This is a genomic window from Paenibacillus planticolens, from assembly GCF_013141725.1.
In the GTDB taxonomy this organism is placed as follows: domain Bacteria; phylum Bacillota; class Bacilli; order Paenibacillales; family NBRC-103111; genus Paenibacillus_E; species Paenibacillus_E planticolens.
This window is the reverse complement of record NZ_WHNZ01000078.1, coordinates 195,661-220,478: the sequence shown is the minus strand read 5'-3', so window position 1 is coordinate 220,478 and position 24,818 is coordinate 195,661. Positions and strand designations below refer to the sequence as shown.

Here is a 24,818-nt window from a genome sequence, read left to right as displayed (position 1 = left end):
GCACCGGATGAGGCGGTCCAGCTCAGCGACACTTGCGCGTTGCCAGCTGTCGCCGCCAGGTTCGTCGGTGCCGCAGGCGCTGTAGGATTGGTGGCGATAGAGATTTGCCCCAAATTGATCCAACCGTCCGTATTTTGTTCCGCATTGGCAAAACGAACTTTCTTGGCCGGCAGGAATGGTTGCCACGATTCGATGCTGCCCCTGCCTCTTACATCGGCTTCGCTGACGCTTTCCAGCGGATTGACTACACGCATAACCAGATTGAAATTGCCGTTCACGCCAGGATTACCGACGTTGTAATCAAAATAATAGGGGCTGCCGAAATTCAAATAGCTGCTTGAAGTATTCCAATCCGGGAAAGTGCGGATTTGCAGCGGTTGGACTTTTGACAAATCCCAGTTCGTCTCCCACGTCCGTACCACGTTTCCACCGGAATCCTTCAATCCGATCAGCACTTTCCAGGGATACGGGAACGGAGCCACACCTCTGTTTTCGATGCGAACCCCGACTTTTAACGGACTTCCCGATCCTACGTTGTTATAGTAGGATTCTTTTACGGACAATTCGTAGCCCATTTTGCGTATCGCTTCGGCCACTTTCGTATCGCCGCTATTGTAGCTGGTAATGCCTTGCTGATTGATCATCCAAGAGATGTGGGTCAGCTCGATGCTATCCAGCAAGTTGGATACTTGCCCGCCGCCAGTCGGCCAATTCGAGAACATCGATCCTTGAATCTCAGGCCGTGCTTCCCCGCCGATCGACTGGTTGATCCATCTGTTTTCCCCACCTACATCCAGAGCAAGCTGCAGGAAAGCGTCGGACCACCCTCCCATAGAAACCGGCAGCGTCATGCTTTTCGGCTCGGTCGATCCCGACCTGAATTCTTTGTAAGGCCATGAATCGTCGGCGAAACCGATATTGGCCTGTACAGCATGCCCGCCGCCCAAACTGTGGTATCTGATAACAAGTTTGGTTTTGTTGAACGCATTGTCATATGCGTCAATGACGGTATTTATCGATGCGTCCGTCGGAAAAAGGTTCGGATAACCGTCGGAGGTATCCCTGTCGAACGGCCAGGTATGCCACTCTCCCCATAGCCCAATCAATCCCATATGGACATATGAAATTCTGGGATCCCCATCATATTTCGCACCGAAGGCTTTAATAAAATTCGATAGCGCCTGCAGCAAAAACGGGCTGTCATAATCCGGACTTGTCGTCCCCCAGAACGTATTTTGACGCATTGTCACATTTCCGTTAAAGCACGCAGGAATGCCGTTTCCGGGATGAGTGCCCGTTCCGCCGGGATATTCCATGTAGAGCCGGATGGCCGCCTGATTCCCGCGCGAAGCCACCTCATCCAGCACTTGCTCAATCATTGCCCAATTATACGAACCGCAATTGGACGGGTTGGTCATGATCTCGCTCAGGGCAAAATAAGACCATTCCATGCTGTGCGGATAGCCGGTGGCGTAGTCGGTTTTCGAAAAGAAGAAAGGAAGGAAACCTTTCAGCGGATTGTCGAGCGGACCGGGCGCATAAGTTAAAGCGTGACTTTGCAGAGCCGGGTCCGCCGACGGACTGACCGGCGTGGAATGCGGTCCTGCGGGAGCCGCATTCACAACCGCAGGGATGACGCTCGTCAATAAAATGAATATCAGAACAAACAGAAGCTGTCGTTTTGCGATTTGTTTGTAGGATTTGCTTTTTACCATTCTCCTCATCCACAATACCTCCTCTTAATTCACGCTGATTGCGTCAATGAGCAGTACCGCATACGTGCTGTCACTGTGCACGAGTCTGATGTATTTGGCGTTGGCCAGCGACGACCCGAAAGCGCTGAGCGGTATTGTGATGTCGCTGTAGCTTCCTCCCGCCGTTCCGTAGTTACTGATCGGCCCGATGGTATGATCCGTTCCGTCATTCAGCACGACGTTCCAATGCTTTAATGTGTCGGAAGGATTCCAGTCCCTCATCCGCAGCACCAGATTCGTTTTCCCGGCCAGACTCCTGTTGATGTTTTCCTGGAAGTATTGCCCCGCTCCGCTGGAGTTAAGGACAATATTGCCGCCACTGTCGGAACCATAGTAAGCGCTGTCAATAACCCAACTGATGCTTTGGCCCAAGTCGTTCACTTTATTGTTGAAGTTCGTTGCACTCGCGAACGAATCGATCGTTACGGTGGATACCTCCGGCATCGCACTCGCCTGATTGGAGTTGCCGCTCGTGCCCGCCGAATTGACCGCTTGGACAACATAGTAATAGGTCGTACCGTTGGTCAGCCCCGTGTTCGTGAACGACACCGCCGTCACTCCGCTGGCGACTTGGGCGTATCCCGAACCGCTTGTCGTCGATCGCAGCACATTATAGCTGGTCGCGCCGGTCGATGCTGTCCAACTCAAAGCCACCTGTGCGTTGCCGGCCGTCGCCGTCAAGTTCGTCGGCGCTGCCGGTAAAGTCGGTGCTGCCGGCGTCGCGCTCGCCTGGTTGGAATTGCCGCTCGTGCCCACGGAATTGACCGCTTGCACGACATAGTAGTACGTCGTACCGTTAGTCAGGCCCGTGTTTGTATACGATGTCGCCGTTATGCCGCTGGCGACTTGGGCGTACCCCGAACCGCTCGTTGTCGAGCGCAGTACGTTGTAGCTGGTCGCGCCAGAGGAAGCGGTCCAACTCAGCGACGCTTGCGCATTGCCGGCCGTCGCCGCCAAGTTCGTCGGCGCAGCTGGTGCGGTCGGCGGACCACTGTTTATGGCAACCGAATTGGACAACACGTTATACCCTGTGGCAGCGTCCCAGGTGTTCTGATTCGCCAAACGGATCGAGTATTCCGGCCGAGATCGCAGGCTGCTTCCGTTATCCGGCAGCCACAGCGCAAGCTTGTAAGTTCCACCAGGCATGTTGGAAGGAAGGGTAACGGTCTGCGTGGATACATTCACAGAGCCGCTTTTCCACAGCCGCACATCAATGTTGTTCAATTGAACATTAAAACGGTTCGTTCCGTTATCGAAAACAAGGAAGACCGGCCTCGGTTTAATCGGACCGGCGTACCCGGCGTTGTTTAAATTGGCCGAGAACGCGAAGCTTGCGCCGGCGTTGGCCGACGTTGGAAAAGTGGCGTCAACAAGGCTAAGCCGGTAGCCCAACTTCCGTTTGATTCTCGTAAATGCCGTCTCGGCTGGATCGTTGCCCGCTGACGGCAGATTCGCATTTTTCCAGATGTTGGTGTTTACTTGCGCATAGTCCTCATTAATTTCGGTGAAATGCAATTTGCCCATTTCGGCCTGCACGTTCACGCCTGCCGAGTCGTTGGATCCGGAGGAATCGCAAGTTTCTCCGCCTACCATTTTGTTAGCTCCGGGTGAGGTCGCAAGGTCGTACATCCACTGTTTCTTTTGCTCTACATAGAACCAGCCCATCCAGGAATTATTGTCGTAAGTGCCCATATCCGCACTATCAGACAGAAAACAATCGTTATGGAATCCGATACGGTCCCTCTCCTCTTGTGTGAGTGGGCTGCTTCCGGATGGAGTCGGCAGTTCCAAAACTTCCTTGATAAAGATCGGATAACGAATGACGACCGGTATCGATGCAGGCGTCGTACCCAGAATGCTCTTAATAATGCGATAGCGCGTATCCGCCTGTGTTCGATTGAAAGGATCCGTAAAAGAACTAGTATGCCACTCGCCCCAAGGACCAAGATAACCGGCCTCGAGATGGTTGATCACATCGGCATTAGCTGTAAAAATAGCGCCCAACTGCTCGGTGTGGCGTATAATTTGACTTTCGGGGACGGACGGCGATTCGGACCAGGCGTATGCCGGCCGCAGTACGATTTTTAACCCGGCCTGACGTATGGCGGCAAGGCCCGAGCTAAGATTGTCGAGCAAAGCCTGGGGAAGGTCCTGATTTTTGTATTTATCCAAATGAATATAACTATGGATGAGCGTATTGCTGTTTTGCTTGGCGCGCGCAAACGTCCGGTCCAGCATATCCGGGTTAAAGCCTGCGATGCTTGTTGCCGCACTTGCGTAATCGTTGACGGCAGGGTCATTGATAATCTCGTAACGATTATGGAAGCCCCTTTCCGGATTGGCAAAGGCGGTCGCAGAATCACCGGTATACTGGAATGTTGCCCCGAATGCCTGCGTTACCGGCAGTGCACCAAACAGTACGACAGCAATAAGAAGCATTGCCCATACTTTTCTTCTCAGCATCATTTTTCACCCCATCATTCAAATTTTGTAATCGCTTTCGTTTATAATTTTGATCTCCTCTCTAGCTGTACAAGTATAGTAATGACCGGCACCACCTCTTTCTCAAAATCTGCTTGCTTCTCCATCACCTCCTTTAAAAAATATGCTCCAATAAAAAAATCCCGTTGAGAGGGATCTTGGATGCCGATTCTTATGACTGATGTGCTCTATGGGCTCTATTATATGACATTCAAAATGAGTAATCAACAAATATTTGCGCAAAAATTTTCTTAGACATTACGTAAAAAAGTTAAAGCCTCGATCTTTGCTTATGGTTCGTGATCAAATGAGTGCAAAAAAAAGAAGACCGAGCGGCAGCTCTGATCCTCTTCGGAAAACAGTATGGATATGTGGTTTTTTTGTTGCGGATTTTATGCTGCTAATGCAACTGTTTATTTAACGCCTCAATCTCCGCCTCGGACAAGCCGGTTATTCTCAAAATCACGGAAACCGACAAACCTTCTTGCAACATGCTAGCCACAATTTCTTTATCTCTTTCCGCCTTGCCTTCCTGCCTGCCTTCCTCTTTGCCCCTGGACTTTACATAGTCTAAAGCAGACTGCTCATCCAGCAGCGCTTTTTTCCGCATCTCATACAGCATCCGCGCTTCTTTGTCTTGGCTCAAAAACTCCAATGTCGTCATCGCTTTTTTCAAACCCGGTGTTTCCATCGCTAATTCCTCCCATCGATCCTGATTCGTACCGTTAATGAACATCATTTGGAATGTAGCTGAAGGTCAAGATATTGATCGAAATGACTTTTTGTAAGGTCGTGTACTGCTGGCCTTCCTCTAATTGCTCCTCGTACATTTTGGCCGAGTAATACAAACTGCGCTTTGCCATATCGTACTTGTTGCTCACCTGGATCTCCAAATTCACCTGTTTGCCATCCTCGGTTTTGGCTCGGATATCCAGAATAGACTGTTTATCGGTCAAGGCATTTTTATCGATATTCGAATTAAGTATCGTCAGACTGACAAATGGCTTCGGCTCCGTTTCCCGCAACGCTTCATTCAGGAAATTGAGCAACACTTCATCTTTATTTTCTTCGCTGCCAAAAATTTTTTTGAATACAAAATCGACAGACGGCTTCAACAGTTCAGTCATCGTTTCAACTCCAACGGCTTGCAATTGCCAGAGATTTTTCTCTTTCCATTATACCACAAAAAGGCAGAGCGCAGATGGGAAAGACGCCTACTGTTTGTCGCGGCTAGTGTGCCGCTGTACGGTGTGATCAAACAGCAACCAATTTATTCCTTGAATGATCATTGCCATCGGCCATCAGTCTTAGGTACTTTTCTTCTTAAAAAAACACTGCCCTTTTTTATTGGGCAATGTTTTCGTTATTCTTATTCATCGGTTGGATTTCATCGGTTCAGCTTGTTATATTACTTTTCTAGCTTCCTTTAGTCTCTCAAGTTCCTGCCTAACATCTTCTTTGAAGGCTAAATCCGGAGCGCTAATCGTAGTGGCGCCAACCATTTGGTTTACCCTGTGTGCCGCTGCGGACTTGGCTTCTACGTGCCAGATTTGTTCCTCCATTCTAATGAAGTTTTTCCGGATGTTCTCGGCATTCACCGAGTAAATCGTATTATTCGCGTTTTGAATAGCTTGAGCTGTGTTTACTCTGGACAAGTAGAGCAGCTTTTTGTCTTGTAGTTCACCATATAGCACCACCAACTTTTTCAACTGGTCCTCTAAGAGCAAGGTCTGCTGCTTCACAGTCTCATATTGTTCTCGGCATGCCTCGAGCTTCCTCTCACAGATCACTTTCTCCTCCACTGCCATCTGCGCAATTCCTTCCTCATTCCTGTCAATCGCCATATTCGCTTGTCGAATACGCGTATGTACAAGATGATTCAGCTCGGTAATCATCACTTCATACTTCCGCTCTGCGAGTAATTGATTGGATAAGGCAAGCTTCGCTTCGGTGATCTTTTCTTCCAGTTCTCTAATATATTGCTTAATCATACTAAGCGGGTTTTCCATTTTATCGAGTACCTCATGGATGTTAGCCATAGCGATATCGTTCATACGTTTAAAAATGCCCATTTTCCTTGTCCTCCTTAAGTAAGTTTCGTTCCCATTGGTCCAAGGCCGCTGCTCGCTGCGACGATGGCGCATGGTACAAGACGGAATGCCCGTCCATAGTTAACGCAGGCATAACCACAGTGTTTATGTTCATTCTTCTTTTTTTGATATTCTTCCAAAATACCCAGGCAATGATAACAAGTAAGAGTCCAAATGCAATAAAAAGGATCGGTCCACCATGGAATCCGTGATGATAATGACCATCTGCAAATCCCCCTGGGAACTGATTGCCGACATCAAACCGGCCTCCCGAATTTTCATGCCTCATGCTTTTCTCCACCTCTCTTCTCGTTTTTTTCTTACAAGTTGAAGTATAGGCTCCGTTTCTTAAAAGTTTGTTAACGCCAACTGAAGGACGGTTGAGCATTCACTGAGAGTCTGCTGAAATAAGTTTACGCACATCATAGAATTGCATAAAAATACAATATACCGTATACTTATGCATATCAAAAAATGGGAGGCTCTATCATGTCACTTGTCATAAGAAGTGCTGAACTTGATGATTTGGACGGTTTGACCGAGTTAATGTACGAATACATCGTTGGTTTTTATAAGAAACCCAGACCCGCCACTGAAAAAGTTCATCATTTAATTCAGATGCTTTTAGAAAAGCAAAATGGCGTACAGTTTGTTGCAATACAAAACGGAAAGTTAGTTGGTTTTGCCACATTATTCTTTACATTCAGCACGATGAAAGCAGATAAATATACCGTAATGAACGACCTTTTTGTTATTGAGCAATACCGAGATACAGAAGTGGAATTACAACTGTTTTTAGAATGTCAAAAATACACGCAGGATCATGAATTTGCCCACATGTCTTGGATAACGGGTACGGATAATACACGAGCTCAACGTTTTTTTGATAAAATGGGCAGCATGAAGGGGGATTGGGTTAATTATTCAATTATCTAAGCTCTTGTTATCCCCTGTACTGGAAAAAGCAGCAGAACCAATTTGGTCCGCTGCCTTCTCATTTTAGATCGATCGATACTTTAAAATTAAAGTGATAACGAGTAACACAACGCATAAAGATAATGTGTTTGTTATCAAAAAAGCTAAGCCGGCACCCGTGACAGCCAAACTTATTGCATAAGCTTCCATAAGGCTAATTCCTAAAAGCATAAGCAAATACGCCTTTAAACTTAAGTCCGCTACAGATTTCGTTTTCAAAATTTGAATGATTTGAGGAAGCCAACCCAATGAAAGAATAACGCCGCCGATTAGTTGCATGACAGAAAAAAACATCTAATGCACCTCATTTATTTCTATATGATGCCGCTTTTTGTTCTACACGTATCATATGTCGGAATGGGGATTCGAGTGTATTTTTATCGCATGCATTGGAGCGTGAGGAGGGCATTGAGTATAGCAAAGGGAACTCCATTCCCTTATTTCGGGGAAAAGTGGCATTTCGGGCGCCCGAGGAGAACTACAGGGTCTTATTTCACCACAATGATTTACCTCCCTGCTCGGAATGGTGAAATAGCAGACCCTAGTTCCCTTCCCCTAGCCGAAAGGGTTGTTTCCAGCAAAATAGCGCCCTGTAGTTCTCCTCTCCTGCATGAAAAAAGAGGCAAGCTTCGCCTCCCCCTACTCCATCTTCCGTACATTCGCCAAATCCGCTATTTTCTTGCTTTCCAGATACTGCTCCATCTGTCGTTCCGCGTCAATCACAACCTGCTGGATCAGACACTCGGTTCCGTGATTAAAGCTGCATTCGAACAAAGAGGCTGTCCCTTCGATCGCACGAATGATATCGAGAAAGGAGATATCCTCCTGCTTGTGCTTGAGGCGATACCCGCCGTTGGCGCCCGGTGAGGACTGAATCAGTCCGGCCTTGACAAGCTTGGTCATCAACTTGGATAGATAGGTCTGTGAAACGCCTAGCTTCTCAGCCAGCAATTGCACGCCAACAACAGGCTTATCGGGCGCTGACGTTACCAGATAAAGCATCGCGTGAAGCGCATAGTCGGTTGCCTGGGAATACTTCATTCAGCACCTCCATCAAAGATTATGTGAATCCATAATAACTTTAGCTCATCTAAAAATCAATTTCATCATTGACAAATAAATGTATTTGGGAGTAAGCTTTCAATGTAATTGAATATGTCCTCGTTAGGTGAGGCTCCTATACGAACATAGGCCACTGCCCGGAAATATCGAAAGATGCCAATGGGTAGAACAGGAACTGCCGGATTAAGGCTTTTCATAAGGTGGCTAAGAGCAACCGCTCTTTACGTTGTATAGTGCTAAAACTGGACTAGGGGGAACCGGTTTATTTCATTGTGAACTTATGCCCCCTGGGACCAATCCCGGGGGGCTTTCATATTATATGTACAAAGGGGGGAAACTGGAAATGGACAGTAGTAGTCGAATGCGACAGTTGAACAGATCAAAAAATGCTTTGCTGCCACGGAATTCGTATTTCCATCTACCAGTATGCCCTCAGCAAACCGTAAGCAAATCAAACCCTTTTTTGCAAAGGGTTCATTTGCCGAGCCGATGAACCTGATTGCAAACTGAACAATGGAATGTTTACGCTCTCCTCATGCAATGCTGAGGAGAGCTTTTTATTTGCAAAGGGGGTTTTCATGATGAAATGGAACGGTTTTCTCAATATTAGCAATAAATATAAATTCGGATTGGCCGACGTTATGGTCATTCTCATGCTCTTATCTATTCTTTATTTAACAGCCCATCTTGGTGCCGGCATGGAAGTTCCTTTATCCGAAAGCGATCAACCGACGATGAACCTTGACCCGCATCTGCTTCCTTATTACGCGGGACGATCGCTGCTCAGAATGTTTATTGCCTTCGGGGCTTCACTATTATTTACATTTGTCTACGGGCGTATCGCTGCATATAACCGCATGGCTGAAAAAATCATGATTCCTGCGATAGACATCTTACAATCTGTTCCGGTGCTTGGGTTTCTTTCAGCCACTGTGATGATGTTCATGGCGCTCTTTCCAGGGAGTCTGCTTGGTGTTGAATGTGCTTCGATTTTTGCTATTTTTACCGGTCAAGTATGGAACATGACTTTCAGTTTTTATCATTCCCTTACGACGATTCCACGCCCGCTAAACGAAGCGGCCAGTATTCATCGACTCGGCGTATGGTCTCGTTTTACCAAGCTTGAAGTGCCTTTTTCTATGATCGGATTAGTTTGGAACAGCATGATGTCATTCGGCGGAGGCTGGTTCTTTCTCGCGGCAAGCGAGTCGATCAGTGTGTTGAATCAAGACATTCATTTGCCTGGAATCGGCTCCTATATGGCAATGGCTGCCGACCAAGGGAATGTAAGGGCCATTATATATTCAATAATTACCATGGTCATTATGATATGTCTTGTGGACCAATTGTTCTGGCGGCCGCTTGTCGCTTGGGCACAAAAGTTTAAGAACGAGCACTCGGAAGCAGCGGAAGTTCCGCAATCTTGGGTTTATGACATTTTAAAACGTGCGCGATTCATTCGTTATGTCAATCATACCGTTGCCATTTTCTTTCACGACTTAACAAACAGATTCAAACAAAGGAGTTCCTCCATCCAATGGCCGAAACCGTCGTCTTTCGTGTCCAAAAGTGTGACCTCGATCATTTGGATCATCGTTATCCTCTTCGTTGCCAAGTATGTCTATGAAGCCGTTTTAGAAATCATACAGCTGTCATGGAGCGAATTAATTAGAGTTGTTGTGCTCGGAATGAAAACCGCACTGCGCGTATTCGTATCAACCCTTCTAGCTGTCGTCTGGACGGTTCCTGTAGGCGTCATGATCGGTATGAATCCCAAACTTTCAAGGATTGCTCAGCCCATTGTTCAGGTACTAGCTTCTTTTCCGGCTAATATGGCATTCCCCTTGTTTACAATTCTGTACTTGAAGCTTGGAGTAAGTATGAACATAGGTTCTATTCCGCTCATGATGTTGGGAACCCAGTGGTACATCTTGTTTAACGTCATTGCCGGAGCGATGGCTATTCCTTCCGATTTGAAAGAGGCAGCGTCGATTTTGCGATTGACCCGGGTACAAACATGGTTGAAGTTAATATTGCCGAGCGTGTTTCCGTTTCTCGTTACAGGGTGTATTACAGCAAGCGGAGGAGCCTGGAACGCAAGTATCGTCTCCGAGCTTGTATCTTGGAAAGACAGCACTTTACAAGCATCTGGATTAGGTTCTTTTATCGCCCAAGCAACAACAAAGGGAGATTGGCCGCAAATCATCTGGGGCATTATTGTGATGTGTTTGATGGTTGTGCTTGTAAACCGGCTGGTTTGGCGTAAGCTGTACGCGATCTCAGAAAAAAAATATCATCTGGAATAGAGGTGTTTGATCATGAAAAATACATTAATCCAACTTCAAAAAGTAAGCAAACGTTATGATATGCCCAATACGATGAATGTCAGCATTCTAGAAGATATACAGTTGAATATTGCAGAGGGTGAGTTTGTATCCATTCTGGGACCTTCCGGCTCGGGCAAATCTACCCTGCTGCGTATTATTGCCGGACTTGTGCCTCCTTCTCAAGGTACCGTTTTGTATAACGGGCATGAAATACAGGGAACCAATCCGGGCGTGGGGATGGTGTTTCAATCCTTTGCATTATTTCCTTGGCTTACGGTACTTGAGAACGTAAAGTTAGGGCTTGAAAACAAACCATTAACGGAAACTGAAAAAATGCGCAAAGCCCTCTCCATAATTGATATGGTGGGTCTCGACGGATTCGAAGGCGCATACCCCAAAGAACTGTCAGGCGGTATGAAACAACGTGTCGGCATTGGCCGCGCACTGGTTATGGAACCGGATATTCTGCTGATGGATGAGCCTTTTTCGGCCTTAGACGTGTTAACAGCGGAAAACCTTAAGCGGGACTTGCTTGAATTATGGACAGAGAAAAAAATCCCTACAAAATCAATCATTATGGTCACACACAGTATTGAAGAAGCGGTGTATATGTCCGATCGGGCGATTGTCTTATCTCGAGACCCGGCTCGTGTTATATCGGATATTGTGATTCCTATGCCTCATTGGCGCGACAAACAAGAAACGCAATTTACAGGGCTTGTTGATAAAATTTATTCCATATTGACCAAACGTGAAATCAAGCATAATGAACATGTCGAAGAACAGAAGAAAAAGATCGAAAAAGTTCAAGAAGTACCTGCGGGTGCGCTTACAGGATTTATTGAGTTGATTGATGATCTTGGCAAAACGGTCGATTTATACAAACTGGCGGATCAATTAAGCCTGAATTTGGAGGACTTTTTGCCAATTGTGGAAGCAGCTCAGATGCTCGGTTTTGCCTGCATCCAGCATGGAGATATCGAATTAACGGAAATTGGCCGTCATTTTGCTGATGCAAGTGTTTTGGACAGGAAAGATATCTTCAAAAAGCAGGTGCTTCAGCACGTCCCTATGGTCGAGAAGATTATCTGGATCCTGCATTCTAAATCGAACAACAAAATGGAACGGGAATTTTTCCTGGAAATCTTCGAAAAACATTTTGGATTAGAAGAGGCCGGTCATCAACTTGATATTTTGATTGATTGGGGAAGATATTCGGAATTGCTGGCCTACGACGAAAAAGCAAAATATCTCTATATTGAACACGAAACAGCCGCTGCATCGGAATAATGAATGACACAAGCCTCGGAATCGTTAACTGAGAAGAGACAGCCGCTCTACTTAGACCGGCTGCCTCCACTCAAAGTAAGCAATACAACATAACTTTTGAGCAATACTGTGAAACAAAAGTGCTGGGATTTCGATTAAAGTTATATTTGTAAACGCTTGCAAAAGAGAGGATGAGGATGATGACATTTGTTTCTCCAGGAAAGGCTAAAAAAGTAGGTTTTGCGCTTGGTTTGACCGCTTTGTTGACTGTCTCTGTGATGTCGCTAGCAAGTGCTGCACCAAGTATTGATTACCATATTTGGTCATTGCAGCAGCCGGACGGCTCGACGATTAGTTCGTCACAACTGGTTTCGGGATATTCCAGTAAATATTTCTATACGGCTTCCGACGGAGGCCAAGCGTTCATGGACCCTCAGACTGGGAGTACAACATCGGGCTCGTCTCATCCCCGTTCCGAGATGAGGGAACAAACAACCGGCGGAAGCAATGCAGCTTGGAGTTGGACCGGAACTAACACAATGACGAATACAGCAGCAGTGACATTACAGGGCGGAGGTTCGAGCGGTTCAACTACGATTGGACAAATTTTCAACAGTACCGATTCAATACCATTGGTCGAATTGGAGTATGAAGCAACCCCCAACTCCAAAGGAGGCAATTTCAAATTATTATATGAAGAGGCAAAAGGAGCCGGTACCTACACCGATTTAAGCACCAAAGCTGCTCTAGGTTCAAAATTCACTTATGAAATGTCGCTTTCCGGTGGCGTAGCGACCGTTAAAATCAATGGCACGCAGGTATTTTCTAAAAAACCAAGCTTCTCAGGAAAAACTTTCTACTTCAAGGCCGGCAATTACGATCAAACTGCGACATCAGGTTCGGTTAGCACTACGCCATATACTATTGTTGAGCTTTATTCCGTCAGTGTAGTACATAAATAAACGAATAAAAAACACAAGGAGCCCTTGCCGCGTGCAAACGGCTCCTTTGTGCTTAACTCATTTTCCTCTGTTAGCATTCTTTATTCAGAAATAAGTTCCACTATTCATCATCGAAATGATCAAGCGTCTTTTATTCTCACAATAGAGGTACATGCTTGAACCGATTGAACTACAGATCCATGTCTCTACAATGTTAACATTGAAAAGATTATAAATCGCAAGAATAGCCAATGCATAAGCAATAAACATGCACACTTGCATTTGCTTTAACGCTGTCTTTGAACTTTCTTTTCCAATCAGCGCTTTAACAAAATCAGATATCGTATAATATCCATTGTATAAGTGAGCTTGGAGAATAGCATCGTCAACAGACAATTTTATGGCCTTCGCAGATTCAATGAGTATACCTTCAATTTCAATACCACAGCGAGCGAATTCTTTTAATAATGTATGAGAGTTAATTTCTATTTTAAATTGGGATTTTGAGTGACAAAGACTCTGTACAAAACTAATGAATTTCTGTTCTCTTTCCGTATTCTTCAACATTTTTTTTCTAACAAAATAACTCTTTTCATCCATTCGATCCTCTCCTACCAATCATGTGGTATCCGCCATTCGCACTCCAAGTATAAAATAGTACGTCCCAGATAACTAGGGTGGAAAGTACATAACTTTCGGATACTGTGAGGCGCACAGAAAAACCGTCAGTTCACCCTGACGGTCCTTTTCATACGGATATGTCACCTTCACCTAACCTCTACATAACATATATGACAGTATTGAAGCATCTAGGAGGAACAGTATGATATATCGTTGTCCTGTATGTGGGGGTTGGTACGAATACTACAGTCATGGTCATAATGAGTTCTGGCTCCAGTCAGGCAAAGGGGCTGAAATAAAGGATCAGACAATCATAGATGAATGGAATTCGGTCTCCATTCCACCTGCGCCTACACTGCACTCCATCACAGTTGACCCGAAAACCAGCGCGCTGCTAATTTTAGATATGGAGACGACTATATGCAATCATCATCGCTGTATAGACTCCATCTCCAAGATTAATAAGCTATTAACGATGTCCCGCGATGCAGGCATGCTCGTTGTCTACAGCCTTACACATATGGGAAAACCTTCGGATATTTCCTGGCAGATAGCTCCCTTGCCCTGCGATCCTATTGTAAAATCAAACGTTGATAAATTTTACAACACCAATTTAGAAAACATCTTACAAGCCCATTGTATAAAGACGGTTCTTATTACTGGTTACGCTGCTAATGGTGCAGTCCTTCACACAGCAACCAGCGCTGCTTTCCGGGGATATGATGTAGTGGTTCCAGTTGACGGCATATCTGCAAACAATCCTTATGCCGAACAGTATACGGCGTGGCATATGCTGAACAGTCCCGGAACTCGCAATCGGGCCACTCTAACAAAAACCAATCTAATAACTACTCATTAACGGACCTCGCTGCCGTTATTTTGGATCAATGTGCTTAATCTCATCAATAACGGACTCCAGAGCCGCTACTTGACCAATAGACGACTAAATGCCCACAGATTTCGCAAATAGCTGCTTTGGCGTCCGTTAGAATTAATAAGTGGCTGATTTCCTTCGAATAAAGCCTACAGAGTCCGTTAGCGCAAGGGAAGCCAAAGGGTTCATTTTACTGCAGTAATACATACCTTTTATAAAAATCTATCAGTTTTTGCTCCATAGATGGTTTTAATTCATCTAACTCAGCATTCAGCTGTTCGAAAGTTTCCTTATCCATTTTGTATAATGGTTCTTCGTAGGTTAAGCTCGAGATAAAGGAAACTCGGTTTGCAGTCGGGGGATGCGAGGCATCCAGCCGTGCTCCGGCTTTTACGGAAGCTCGGTGCAACCGCTCCATTTCTCTTTCCGGTAAAACTCTAATCTTCTCTTGAAAATCTTCGAAAAAATGACCTGTTCTCTTTGTATTGATTACTTTGAAAATTGTAAATTCAAACATGCCGTCAAGATGCAGTTTATTCAACAAAGATATCGTGGCTTTAGGACTTGCCGTCTGAGTTACGAGCTGATCGGCTAAATATTCAGCACGTTGCGAATCTTGCCAAAATAGATGGCAAAGGATGTAAAGAAGAAAATGAATGAGCTGCGATAATGCCAACAGAACTAGATTCGCAAAAAACATGAAAAAAGCAAGAACCCGATAACCCGGATCCCAAAGCTGATCAGGTCGTATAACGGTATACCAGTAAGTTAACGTGTAAAAAGCGGAGCCTACCCAATAACTCCTATTTTGATCTCCATTGATACCATGAGCTAACTCGTGCGCAATTAATGCACTTAATTCTTTTTCATCAAGAATTTCTAGCAAAGGGAGTCCTAACGTGATTATTTTTTTCCGTCTCAAGCCAATCTCTCGGTAAGAGGCATTAAATTGTTCGTTTATCACAACGCCGTGAACCTTTTCTGATCCCATTACTTTAGCCATATCATCCATTACGCGATATAGGGCGGGAAAGGCGTCTCTCGTGAGCGGCTTTTCCCGCAATTGATGGAATCGAGGTCTAGCAGCCCATGAAAATACCAATAATAGACAACCCAGCAGCAAAATAATAATTTCTTGGTAATAAAAAACGACCAGAAGTAGCCCACTTATAAAAAGAAACAAGCTGAACAAATGAATAACAGAGGCGACAAGGTAGGTGAACAGGCGTAACCATGAAAAGGAAGTGCGCAAGCTGCCTTTCTGAATCAATCCCTGCAATAAATCCGAACCCATCTTCTCGCCAACCTGCAAATATGTACGTTCAAAAGCATTTTTGGGGTTGCCTTTTTTATGATCAGCCTTTACATTCCACTCGCATTTATCGCACCAAGTAATAAAGCCTTGGTGAACAGGAATTGTTTCCTCACATTCTGGGCATATTGTTGTTTCCTGCATGTCAATGTTCGAAATCATGCGTAAATTCATTCCCCCGTCGCTGAAGCTCGTTCCTTCGATATATCTTCCATCTAAAACCAAATTATTCCTGCTATATTTTTATTACGTTTTTGTACACGGTCTGTAAAAATCAGGCTTCCAATCCTACTGTCTCAACACGAATCGGTCCTAACTCCCCATCAATGCCTTTCATAACAGGCGCAAAATAGGCTGCGAAAGCCGTTAATATCGGAATGCTGCCCGCAATAACTAGCAAAACAGGAATTCCATATGAATTAGCAATAATTCCACCCATGTAACTTCCAGCAGGCTGTAAGGAGCCTCCTACCATAAGCCGTGCCGACATAACGCGCCCCCTTAGTTCGCTTGGAACCATCTGAGCGTAAAGAGAAGAGCTGAATGTGCCAAAGAATGGACCGCAAACGCCAAGTAAAACGATCCAGCATAAAGCCAGCATGAACGAACTTGTTTGACTAAGCGCCATATAAAGCAAGCCATGAGCGAAAATACTTCCAAGCATCGGAATCCGACGCCGTTTGAAATTATTTATCATTGAAACAAGCAAGGAACCCAGGCATATGCCACCCGCCATAGCGGAGCTCAGCAGTCCGATTTGCGAAGCATTTGCATGCAGATGTTGCATGGCAAAGGGAATCATCATGCCGCCTACGGCAACCGAGCACATATTTTTCATAGCGACACAGATCATGATCCCTAACAGTGCAGGCGCTTTTTTGAAAAAAGTAATGCCGTCCCAAAGCTCCCGATAATATAAGCCTGATGCCGGTGGCGCGTATTCTTTGGAATCCGCCAATCGGGTCGGAATAAGAAAAATGAATAGCGCTGAGATTGCAAAACTAACCGCATCTATGGCCAGCGCCGAAGCCGCCCCTAAAGATGAAATGACAAATCCCGCAATAGCCGGTCCTAGAATGACGGCTCCATATTGGGAGGCATCGATGAGCGAATAGCCGCGTACCAGTGACTGCTTAGGAATAAAAGATGGGAGAACGGCCATGCTTGCCGGTTGAAAAAGAGCAGACGCCGCTGCGTTGATGATCGCCATTGCAAATAGAACCCAAAGATGTACCAAGCCTAAGTAACTTAGTACAACTGTTATACCGATTGCTGTAAAACGTATCGCATCAAGAAGAGCCATTAAACGTAAGCGCTGAATACGATCTATTAAAGGCGCCCCGATAAAGCGGACAACCAGCTCGACGACTCCAGCCGTCATCGCAAGCGTTCCCATGATGACCAGGGAGCCTGTAGTTGTGTAAACGAACCATTGCAGTGCGAACAGACCGAAACAATCACCCAGAGTACTTACGATTTGAGCTGCAAACAGCTTCCAAAAATGCCCGTTTTTCAACGATCTCACTCCTCGTCGATAAATTCTTTCAGCTTAGCTGTAAGTTGATTCAGCGTTTCATCACGAAGGGAGTACGTTACGTGGCTCGTTCCCTCGGCTGTTACCCGGATGAGACCGGATGCTCTGAGCGCAACAAGATGGTGATGAACCGTGCTTTTGGCCAATCCGCTGAATTGAACAAGCTCGGTAAAACTTCGCGATTGTTTGCTCATATATTTGAGCATAGATAACCGATTATCGTCAGCGAGACTGCTCAACAATCGACTTAACGCCGGATGAGGCTGGTGTGAAGGTACTGGATTTACATCGCAAGCATAGAAACACACAATCATGTTCTTGTAATGGTTGGATGTGTTCGTTGGCTGCAGGTGATATTGTGGGACAAGCAGTATGACCTCCAGTTCTGGGGTGGGGAGCTGCCGAATCCCATTCGTTGCCTCTTCGAACAAGGCTTCCGGAGACATCGTCGTCATCCAGGTTCGCTTTGTTTCAGCGTCTTGCAGTAAGCCTTCCATCATTCGAGCATCAAGCTTTGAGAAATACTCTTGGTCCCATCTGCGGAGCAAATGCAAGCAGCGATTTTTTCTATCCAGAATGTTAGAAGGCAGTGAATCTACATGCGGGGAAAGCAAGTTAAGCAATTCCGCTGGCTGTAGGCGTTCTAACCAATTGAGAAACGAGCTGGTCGTAACTTTATCATGATCTGGACAGACAGCAATCAATAAATCCAATCCATTAAAGTCGTCGAGATCTGCCGCATCGAGTTCTTGGGAGAGCGAAATCGAAAGGCTGCTTTTCACCGATTTTCTCCAATCAGAACCTAATGCTGTGCCTTTCATGACATTTTTTTTGGCGTACGCAAACAAACTGATGACTAATTCAAAGGTAGGATTGCAGGCGATTTCAATACGATAGCTCATATTTTGTTCTACTCCGATCGAACTTATTTTATTTCTATTTTAACAAAACAAATGAACGTGTCAAGAGAACCTCCTGATTGAAGGGAACTTCATTCCCTTATTTAAGCGATAAGCGGAATTTCGGCGTATAAAGGGAAACTACAGGGTCTTATTTCACCTCAATCATCACATATCTGTTCAAAATGGCGAGATAGCGGACCGTAGTTCCCTTTCCCTCACGCAAAAGGCAGTTTGAGGTGAAATAGCGCCATATAGTTCCCCTACCTGACTGACTACCTGTCTGCCTGCGAGCAGGGAGGCTGGGACAGAGAATAAAAATAACCGTCAGGGAGAAAAAATCACCCTGACGGTCTATTAGGTTTGTTCCGTAGATTGCCGAACAACCAATTCCCCTGAAAACAAAGGCCGCTGCGCTGCCTTTCCTTCGATAGTGTCCAGCAGCAACTTCATGGCGGCTTCGCCCATTTGCGGACGGGGATAATGGATGGCCGTCAGCGGCGGGTCGGTTTGGGAGGACATGAGAATATCCTCGCAACCTGCCAACGCTAGCTGCTCAGGCACCCCGACACCCGCTTTGCGGCAAGCAGCGAGACAGCCCGCAGCCATCAAATCATTGGCGCAGACCAATGCGGTAAAGCCAACAGCACGGCTGCTCAAAACGGAGTAAAGCGTTCGTTCGGCCGTCTCGAACCTGCCGCCGCCAACCAATAAATCCTCCGCATGCCACGTACAGCCTGCTGCCTCCAACGCATGAATGAACGCCCGCAGTCTGACTTCATAATGGTGCATGGCTTCTCCGCCGCCCATGAAGCCAATTCGCGTATGGCCATGCTGCTGCAAATGACGGACCAATGCGGCCATCTCAGCTTCCCAGTCCACATCCAAATAAGGGATGCCGAGCTCCGGTCCAACCGGCTTCAAAACCGATGTAATCGGGATTTCCAGCGATTGGAAATGCTCCACCACCTGCTGCTTCAGCGATTGTCCGAGCAACAGGATCCCGTCCACTCGGCCCATAAACAGGCTTTTGAGCTGTTCTTCTTCCTCTTCACTGTAGGTTTGGAAAAAAACAAAGTATCCTCTGGCTTTCGCGTGATGTTCAATACTTATCAAGAGCCCCGCCTCGAAAGGGTTCCCGAGATAGTTGATCAGCACGGCAATCTGGTTTGTTTTTTTCGTTTTCAAGCTTCGAGCCAGCTGATTAGGTTGATAGCCAAGCTCGCGAATAGCTTCCAGCACTTTCTGCCTCGTCTCTTCCTTCACAATCTCCCGATTATTCAATACGTAGGAGACGACCGCAGAGGAGACTCCCGCGCGGTCGGCAACATCTTTTCTGCTTACCATATGCTTCCACCCAAATCAGATTTAGAATCAAATACCGAACGTATTGCCGCCGTTAACCGAGAGGCACTGTCCTGTAATAAAAGCAGACTCCGGCGATGCTAAGAAAACGACGGCGTTGGCGATATCAGCAGGCTCTCCGACTCGCCCTAAAGGCACACCGGCACTGTAGCCTTCCGTGCTGATTCCCTCATGCCGCTCAACGGGAATCCACCCGGGAGCGATCAAATTCACCCGAATGCCATGAGGTCCCAGCTCACTGGCCCATGATCGCGTCATGCCCACCATGGCGGACTTAGCCGTCACATAGCTGGAGAAATTCGCATTCCCGATTTGTACAACTTCGCTGCCGATATGAATGATGCTTCCTTCTCCACCACGCTTCATGCCCGGGAGCACAGCCTTCGCCAGAAGCAAAGGCGCCTTCACAAAAAACTCTAACTGATCCAAGTAAGTTTGCCAAGTACTCTCTTCAATCGATACCATGGGCTGAGGACCGGTTGCATTGTTGACCAGAATATCAATGCTCCTGCCAAACTGCCGCTCCACACGATCGATGAGCTCAGTTACCTCCGGCTCACTCGTGACATTCGCGCGGAATGCTGCGGCATGGCCCCCCGCATCCGTTATTCTGCGCACCGTCTCCTCCGCATCCTGAGCGCTGTTGGCATAATTGACCGCTACACGGGCACCCGCAGCCGCAAGTGCAGCTGCGATATGACGACCCAATCCGCGAGATGCTCCGGTTACCAGAGCGATCTTCCCTTCCAGTCTTGCCGACGCTGTCAAGACGATCACCTCTTCCTGTGAGCTTACTTGTAGACACTATTTCCAGCATCCTGTAGATGCAGTTCCTTTAATGGTACCATAGACTCTTGCGGAACATAAAATTTAAATGGATTCTCATCAATAACGCCTAACAATTGCTTCCGGTAAGGAGAAGCGTTCTCCAAAAGCTGCTCCGAAGCGGTACGGTAATCAATCGGTCTCATCCAGATCGGGCTGTAGCCTAAGAACAGCTGACGGCGTGTAAATTCGGACTGGTTTGGCGCACCGGCATGCCACAGATTTTGCGGGAAAATGAACACATCGCCCGGCTTCCCGCAGACTTGCACTTCTCCTGGCACCTGGCCGCGGACATCCTGACTCTCCGGATGAAACGGCTTATTGTGCGAACCCGGGATAATTTTCGTATTACCGCGGTCTGGCTGCGACATGTCGCTCAAAATGTAGCACGTTTTGATATAATACGTAGAAGTAAGTCCGTTTTGTTTAGGAAACTGCGGATGCGGTCCGTCTTGATGCCAGTTAATGAAGCTGTGCGATTCGGTCTTCACATCGTTCGGATTCGGCTTCCGAATCGTTAAATGCGAGATATGCAGCTGAATGTTATAGCCAAGCAGATTAACCATCAGCGGCAGCAGCGTCGGCTCATCGATCAGCGAGGCAATTTCATCGTCACGCTCTACACTGTTATAAATGTTGTAAGCCAAGGATTCCGGTTCTTCAGCGACGATGCGGTCAATGGCGGCATTCAGCCGATTAACCTTCTCTTCTGACAAAACACCCGGCAGAATCAAATAACCGTTCTCGTGAAATTGTTGCATCAAAGCAGGAATATCCAAAGTTTGTTGAGTCATAGTAAATCGCTCCTTTTTAAAATAAGATTTAATGTCATTATATCGCTCGAATTTACACGTGTAAATAGTCTTTTAAAAGGAGGGAAGGAAGCCCTTACCTCCTTCCTTCCGATCATTTTACTTCAAATATCCGAGTTCCTTGATTCTTTTCTCCGCTGCGTCCAAGTAAGCCTTATAATTCATCGAACCTTCCAAAGTCTTGAGGAAGTTGTCATAGTCGCTGAGCGGACGCTTGCCGTACAAGAATTTGGAGAACTCTTCTTCAATATAGCGACTCGCGTCTGCGGCGTTATAGCCGTTCGGCATATCAACAAATCCGCCCAAGCCGTCAATGTGCGGCTGTTTGCTTGCGAATTCCATAAATTTAACCTGCGGACCGAATTTCACAGACAAATATTCCATTTCCGGGCGGCCTGCGAATTGATACAGCCAGAAATAACCGCCCTCTTTGCCCATCAGATCCGTCGGAACAACTTTACTGCCATCGAGGTTATAATGCTTGCCTTTCACCCCGTATTGCACCAACAAAGAACCATCCTTCGAAGAAACATAATTCAGCAAGTCGATGACCTTCTGCAGCTTCTCCGGATTTTTCTCAAGCGACTTCGGAACGGCATACATGCCTGCTGCCTTACCGATGTCATAGGCGCTCGCATATTTGCCGCCAGGACCTTTCAAGGCATCGACCTGCACCCATTTCGCATTCGGATTCACTGCTTTCATTTGCTCGACAAACTGATCTTTCGTCATATTCGGCCAATCCAGGTAGACGATACCTGCCTGCCCTTTTATCGCCTTTTGCTGATGCTGCAGGCCCGTGTTGGCCAAAATCTCAGGATCCACCGAACCGGAAGCAATCATTTTCTGAACAAAGGCAAGCGCATCTTTCATCCCGGGATCATACAGCGAATTCACCATTTTATTATCTTTCACGTAGATTGTCGGTGTGCCGCCATCCATACCTACGCCATAGGCACCGAAAACAGTGTCAAACGCACCCAATTTACCGCCTGTGAGACCATACGTATCTTTTTTCCCATTGCCGTCCGGATCTTTCTCTGTGAACGCTTTCGAAACTTCCAGCATTTCTTCCGGTGTCGTAGGGACCTTGAGATTCAGCTTATCCAGCCAATCCTGGCGAATCCAATAAGTGTTGTAGGGAACCTGCGGTGACTTGGCAATGGCATACGTTTTGCCGTTCAGCATCCCTTTCTTCAAGCTGTCTTCTCCAATAAAGTCTTTTACCGTCTTAAGCTTATCCAAATAAGGCGTGAGGTCAAGCAATAGTCCTTGATCCGCAAATTGCTTTAATTGCTGGCGGTCTACAGCGAATAGATCTGGAAAGTTCGCAGATGACATGCGCACGTTTAACTGATTTTTGTAATCATCATTCGATGCATACACGGTTAGGTTGAGATCCGTGCCAAGCGCCTTATCCAGCTCTTGCTTAATAATGTCCTGATCAGGAGAAGGAAGGCCACTGCCCGTTTCGATAATGTCAAGTTTGACCGGTTTGGAGCCGGCTGCCGGCTTGCCGCTCTCCGCAGCTTTGTCGGCAGGCTTGTTCGCAGCAGGTGCTCCCCCGCAGCCGGCAATGAGCGTTCCTCCGGCGAAAGTCATGGCCAGAAGAATTGGCACGAGCAATTTCTTTTTCATAGATACCCCTTCTTTCTTTTGAAAAGTAAAGTTGCTTCTATTGTCGCCGTAGCGGAACGAACCAGGCTGCAGTCCTGATCCATTCAAGCACGGGGTCAACCTTTGACGGAGCCCATCAGCATTCCTTTGGTGAAATGCTTTTGAATGAACGGATACACGAGAATGATCGGCAAGCTTGCAGCGACAACAGACGCCATTTGCATCGTTTCGGTAGGAAGCATATTTTCGGCATTTTCCAGCGGTTGCTGGGTCAGCATCAGAATTTCGCGAATAACGACCTGCAAAGGAAACAAATTGCGGTCCGTCACATACATAATCGCTTGGAAAAATTCGTTCCAATGACCGACCATGTAGAACAACCCTATTGTAAGCATAGACGGAACAGAGAGCGGCAATACAATTTGCCATAAAATCCGGAATTCCCTCGCTCCATCCATCCGGGCCGATTCAAACAACTCTTCAGGAAGACTTTCAAAAAAGCTTTTCATAATCAAAATATTAAAGCTCCAAATCGCATTCGGTAAAATCATCGACCAGACGGAATCCAAAAGTCCCAAGGATTTCACAACTAAATATGTCGGAATAAGTCCTCCGCTGAACAGCATCGTAAAGACGACCATAAGGAGGAAATAGCTTCTGCCCGGCAGATTGCGGCGGCTAAGCGGATATGCCATTAGTGAAGTCAGAATCAGATTCACCAGGGTACCGACGACAGTGATGAAAATCGTCACCCAGAAAGCTTTTGGAATATTGGTTTCGGTGAAAAGCTTGTGATAAGCGCTAAAGGTGATGGACTTCGGAATGAGGATGAAGCCCCCGTTCTTCAGCACCTCGGAGAAAGGTGTGATGGACACGGCTACCACATACATTAGAGGTACGATGGCCGCTAGTGCAGCAAGTCCGAGAATAGTAACGACGATCGTGTTCACGATCCGGTCTTCCCAGCCTCTTACCATATGCCATCACCCCATTTCTTAGATAAATGATTGGAACCGAGTACCAGCACGAGGCCAATCACCGATTTGAACAATCCTACGGCTGCCCCCAGAGAGAAGTTTAATTGCTGCAGTCCCGTCCGGAACACCCAGGTATCTAAGATATCCGCAACTTGATAAACTTGAATGTTATACAGAATATAAATTTGATCGAATCCAGCATCCATAATATGCCCCAGCTTTAAAATGAGCAGCAGCACAATGACATTTCGAATGCCTGGCAGTGTAATGTGCCAAATCATCCGCAGCCGGCTTGCGCCGTCCACGCGGGCTGCCTCGTACAAGGTCGGATCGATTGCCGTCATCGCAGCCAAGTAGATGATCGCGCCCCAGCCGAGATCTTTCCAAACTTCCGAACTTACCAGAATGGTCCGGAAGTAATCCACCGATGTCATGAAGGGGATCGATTGCCCCCCGGCATCTTCGATGAAACGGTTGACAATGCCGGAGTTTTGCGAAAGAAGTGCGATTAAGATCCCGTAAATAATGACCCATGATAAGAAATGCGGCATGTACGTTAACGTCTGTACGATGGTTTTGAACCAGCGCAGCCTGCACTCATTGAGCAGCAGCGCCATAATAATTGGCGGGGCCATGCCAAAGAGCAGCTTATATATGCTGATGACGAAAGTGTTGATCATGAGCTGTCCGAAATAAGGGGATTCAAAAAACGTTTGAAAATGCTTGTACCATGGATCAGCCCAACCACTGCCGAGAATGCCATCCAATATTTGAAAATCCTTGAACGCAATGATCACACCATACATTGGAATATAGCGGAAAATAACGAAATAAATGACGCCGGGCAAAAGCATGAGATAAAAAGCGCGGAAAGCCCAAACCTGCTTCGCAGATAATCTAAACTTCGATTCTCCTGCCTTGCTCCCCGCTTTTGTCTTCTGCCCAACGACGACTTGCTGTTCCATGAGACCACCTCTTTTCCATCTGATCACTCGCTTCCTAACGGGTTGAGTTTAGTATAGCAAGCGCTTTCTTTGGAAAATATACAGTGATCCTGCGAAAATGTCCGAATTTTTGCAAACG

At 46.5% G+C, this 24,818-nt stretch carries 21 protein-coding genes, 1 pseudogene and 1 riboswitch; of the genes and pseudogenes, 5 read left to right on the top strand and 17 right to left on the bottom strand.

What is annotated here, in order from left to right; all coding sequences use genetic code 11:
* The 5 genes and pseudogenes from GC097_RS30465 to GC097_RS30445 form a co-directional block, all read right to left on the bottom strand.
* On the bottom strand, positions 1-1,724 hold a 1,724-nt coding region (locus GC097_RS30465; protein ID WP_171687010.1), incomplete at its 3' end, for a DUF4832 domain-containing protein.
* A gap of 15 nt (positions 1,725-1,739) precedes the next feature.
* A complete protein-coding gene (locus GC097_RS30460) occupies positions 1,740-4,217 on the bottom strand; it encodes a DUF4832 domain-containing protein (RefSeq protein WP_171687009.1) in 2,478 nt (825 codons plus the stop codon).
* Positions 4,218-4,635: 418 nt separating this feature from the next.
* Positions 4,636-5,362, bottom strand: a pseudogene (locus GC097_RS30455) (Rpn family recombination-promoting nuclease/putative transposase).
* 276 nt (positions 5,363-5,638) lie between these two features.
* Positions 5,639-6,307, bottom strand: coding sequence for a PspA/IM30 family protein (locus GC097_RS30450; protein WP_171687008.1), 669 nt, complete (start codon positions 6,305-6,307; stop codon positions 5,639-5,641).
* The gene (locus GC097_RS30445; protein ID WP_171687007.1) at positions 6,294-6,614 is read right to left on the bottom strand and encodes a hypothetical protein; all 321 of its coding nucleotides are present in this window, start codon (positions 6,612-6,614) and stop codon (positions 6,294-6,296) included. Before GC097_RS30445 ends, GC097_RS30450 begins: the two co-directional genes overlap by 14 nt.
* 200 nt (positions 6,615-6,814) lie before the next feature.
* On the opposite strand from GC097_RS30445, the gene GC097_RS30440 reads away from it, so the two are divergent.
* Positions 6,815-7,261 carry a GNAT family N-acetyltransferase gene (locus tag GC097_RS30440; protein ID WP_171687006.1) on the top strand — a complete coding sequence of 149 codons (447 nt, stop codon included), beginning with the start codon at positions 6,815-6,817 and terminating at the stop codon, positions 7,259-7,261.
* A 63-nt stretch (positions 7,262-7,324) separates the two neighbouring features.
* On the opposite strand, the gene GC097_RS30435 is transcribed toward GC097_RS30440, so the two are convergent.
* Positions 7,325-7,579 carry a PQ-loop domain-containing transporter gene (locus GC097_RS30435; RefSeq protein WP_246294547.1) on the bottom strand — a complete coding sequence of 85 codons (255 nt, stop codon included), beginning with the start codon at positions 7,577-7,579 and terminating at the stop codon, positions 7,325-7,327.
* Positions 7,580-7,939: 360 nt separating this feature from the next.
* Positions 7,940-8,341 carry an RrF2 family transcriptional regulator gene (locus GC097_RS30430; protein ID WP_171687004.1) on the bottom strand — a complete coding sequence of 134 codons (402 nt, stop codon included), beginning with the start codon at positions 8,339-8,341 and terminating at the stop codon, positions 7,940-7,942.
* Positions 8,342-8,453: 112 nt separating this feature from the next.
* A riboswitch (M-box (ykoK) riboswitch) is annotated at positions 8,454-8,624 on the top strand.
* A 316-nt stretch (positions 8,625-8,940) separates the two neighbouring features.
* Between GC097_RS30430 and GC097_RS30425 the strand changes: the two genes are divergently transcribed.
* From GC097_RS30425 to GC097_RS30415, 3 genes are all read left to right on the top strand, one after another.
* Entirely contained in the window at positions 8,941-10,668 is a 1,728-nt protein-coding gene (locus GC097_RS30425; protein WP_246294546.1) for an ABC transporter permease, read from the top strand.
* Positions 10,669-10,680: 12 nt separating this feature from the next.
* On the top strand, positions 10,681-11,979 hold the full coding sequence (locus GC097_RS30420; protein ID WP_171687003.1) for an ABC transporter ATP-binding protein: 1,299 nt from the start codon (positions 10,681-10,683) through the stop codon (positions 11,977-11,979).
* 176 nt (positions 11,980-12,155) lie between these two features.
* The gene (locus GC097_RS30415; RefSeq protein ID WP_171687002.1) at positions 12,156-12,920 is read left to right on the top strand and encodes a polysaccharide lyase family 7 protein; all 765 of its coding nucleotides are present in this window, start codon (positions 12,156-12,158) and stop codon (positions 12,918-12,920) included.
* A gap of 84 nt (positions 12,921-13,004) precedes the next feature.
* Here GC097_RS30415 and GC097_RS30410 read toward each other — a convergent pair whose 3' ends face one another.
* The gene (locus GC097_RS30410) at positions 13,005-13,499 is read right to left on the bottom strand and encodes a hypothetical protein (protein ID WP_171687001.1); all 495 of its coding nucleotides are present in this window, start codon (positions 13,497-13,499) and stop codon (positions 13,005-13,007) included.
* A 223-nt stretch (positions 13,500-13,722) separates the two neighbouring features.
* Between GC097_RS30410 and GC097_RS30405 the strand changes: the two genes are divergently transcribed.
* Positions 13,723-14,379, top strand: coding sequence for a cysteine hydrolase family protein (locus tag GC097_RS30405; RefSeq protein WP_171687000.1), 657 nt, complete (start codon positions 13,723-13,725; stop codon positions 14,377-14,379).
* 205 nt (positions 14,380-14,584) lie between these two features.
* On the opposite strand, the gene GC097_RS30400 is transcribed toward GC097_RS30405, so the two are convergent.
* From GC097_RS30400 to GC097_RS30360, 9 genes are all read right to left on the bottom strand, one after another.
* Complete coding sequence (locus tag GC097_RS30400; RefSeq protein WP_171686999.1) at positions 14,585-15,880, bottom strand: M48 family metalloprotease; 1,296 nt, start codon at positions 15,878-15,880, stop codon at positions 14,585-14,587.
* A 100-nt stretch (positions 15,881-15,980) separates the two neighbouring features.
* The gene (locus GC097_RS30395) at positions 15,981-17,222 is read right to left on the bottom strand and encodes an MFS transporter (protein ID WP_171686998.1); all 1,242 of its coding nucleotides are present in this window, start codon (positions 17,220-17,222) and stop codon (positions 15,981-15,983) included.
* 5 nt (positions 17,223-17,227) lie between these two features.
* Positions 17,228-18,142, bottom strand: coding sequence for an ArsR/SmtB family transcription factor (locus tag GC097_RS30390; protein WP_171686997.1), 915 nt, complete (start codon positions 18,140-18,142; stop codon positions 17,228-17,230).
* A 354-nt stretch (positions 18,143-18,496) separates the two neighbouring features.
* Entirely contained in the window at positions 18,497-19,486 is a 990-nt protein-coding gene (locus GC097_RS30385) for a LacI family DNA-binding transcriptional regulator (RefSeq protein WP_171686996.1), read from the bottom strand.
* A 27-nt stretch (positions 19,487-19,513) separates the two neighbouring features.
* Positions 19,514-20,272 (bottom strand): SDR family oxidoreductase, encoded by a 759-nt coding sequence (locus GC097_RS30380; RefSeq protein WP_216625942.1) that lies wholly within the window; start codon positions 20,270-20,272, stop codon positions 19,514-19,516.
* A gap of 23 nt (positions 20,273-20,295) precedes the next feature.
* Positions 20,296-21,123 (bottom strand): phytanoyl-CoA dioxygenase family protein, encoded by an 828-nt coding sequence (locus GC097_RS30375; protein WP_171686995.1) that lies wholly within the window; start codon positions 21,121-21,123, stop codon positions 20,296-20,298.
* A gap of 117 nt (positions 21,124-21,240) precedes the next feature.
* Positions 21,241-22,779 carry an extracellular solute-binding protein gene (locus GC097_RS30370; protein ID WP_171686994.1) on the bottom strand — a complete coding sequence of 513 codons (1,539 nt, stop codon included), beginning with the start codon at positions 22,777-22,779 and terminating at the stop codon, positions 21,241-21,243.
* Positions 22,780-22,874: 95 nt separating this feature from the next.
* Complete coding sequence (locus GC097_RS30365) at positions 22,875-23,735, bottom strand: carbohydrate ABC transporter permease (RefSeq protein WP_171686993.1); 861 nt, start codon at positions 23,733-23,735, stop codon at positions 22,875-22,877.
* The gene (locus GC097_RS30360; protein WP_171686992.1) at positions 23,729-24,700 is read right to left on the bottom strand and encodes an ABC transporter permease; all 972 of its coding nucleotides are present in this window, start codon (positions 24,698-24,700) and stop codon (positions 23,729-23,731) included. The genes GC097_RS30365 and GC097_RS30360 overlap by 7 nt, the downstream gene beginning before the upstream one ends.
* Positions 24,701-24,818 lie beyond the last annotated feature (118 nt).

Coding starts and splice junctions, on each gene's coding strand:
- GC097_RS30460 (WP_171687009.1), bottom strand. CDS start 4,217: ATGCTGAGAAGAAAAGTATGGGCAATGCTTCTTATTGCTGTCGTACTG.
- GC097_RS30450 (WP_171687008.1), bottom strand. CDS start 6,307: ATGGGCATTTTTAAACGTATGAACGATATCGCTATGGCTAACATCCAT.
- GC097_RS30445 (WP_171687007.1), bottom strand. CDS start 6,614: ATGAGGCATGAAAATTCGGGAGGCCGGTTTGATGTCGGCAATCAGTTC.
- GC097_RS30440 (WP_171687006.1), top strand. CDS start 6,815: ATGTCACTTGTCATAAGAAGTGCTGAACTTGATGATTTGGACGGTTTG.
- GC097_RS30435 (WP_246294547.1), bottom strand. CDS start 7,579: ATGCAACTAATCGGCGGCGTTATTCTTTCATTGGGTTGGCTTCCTCAA.
- GC097_RS30430 (WP_171687004.1), bottom strand. CDS start 8,341: ATGAAGTATTCCCAGGCAACCGACTATGCGCTTCACGCGATGCTTTAT.
- GC097_RS30425 (WP_246294546.1), top strand. CDS start 8,941: ATGATGAAATGGAACGGTTTTCTCAATATTAGCAATAAATATAAATTC.
- GC097_RS30420 (WP_171687003.1), top strand. CDS start 10,681: ATGAAAAATACATTAATCCAACTTCAAAAAGTAAGCAAACGTTATGAT.
- GC097_RS30415 (WP_171687002.1), top strand. CDS start 12,156: ATGATGACATTTGTTTCTCCAGGAAAGGCTAAAAAAGTAGGTTTTGCG.
- GC097_RS30410 (WP_171687001.1), bottom strand. CDS start 13,499: ATGGATGAAAAGAGTTATTTTGTTAGAAAAAAAATGTTGAAGAATACG.
- GC097_RS30405 (WP_171687000.1), top strand. CDS start 13,723: ATGATATATCGTTGTCCTGTATGTGGGGGTTGGTACGAATACTACAGT.
- GC097_RS30400 (WP_171686999.1), bottom strand. CDS start 15,880: ATGAATTTACGCATGATTTCGAACATTGACATGCAGGAAACAACAATA.
- GC097_RS30390 (WP_171686997.1), bottom strand. CDS start 18,142: ATGAGCTATCGTATTGAAATCGCCTGCAATCCTACCTTTGAATTAGTC.
- GC097_RS30385 (WP_171686996.1), bottom strand. CDS start 19,486: ATGGTAAGCAGAAAAGATGTTGCCGACCGCGCGGGAGTCTCCTCTGCG.
- GC097_RS30375 (WP_171686995.1), bottom strand. CDS start 21,123: ATGACTCAACAAACTTTGGATATTCCTGCTTTGATGCAACAATTTCAC.
- GC097_RS30370 (WP_171686994.1), bottom strand. CDS start 22,779: ATGAAAAAGAAATTGCTCGTGCCAATTCTTCTGGCCATGACTTTCGCC.
- GC097_RS30365 (WP_171686993.1), bottom strand. CDS start 23,735: ATGGTAAGAGGCTGGGAAGACCGGATCGTGAACACGATCGTCGTTACT.
- GC097_RS30360 (WP_171686992.1), bottom strand. CDS start 24,700: ATGGAACAGCAAGTCGTCGTTGGGCAGAAGACAAAAGCGGGGAGCAAG.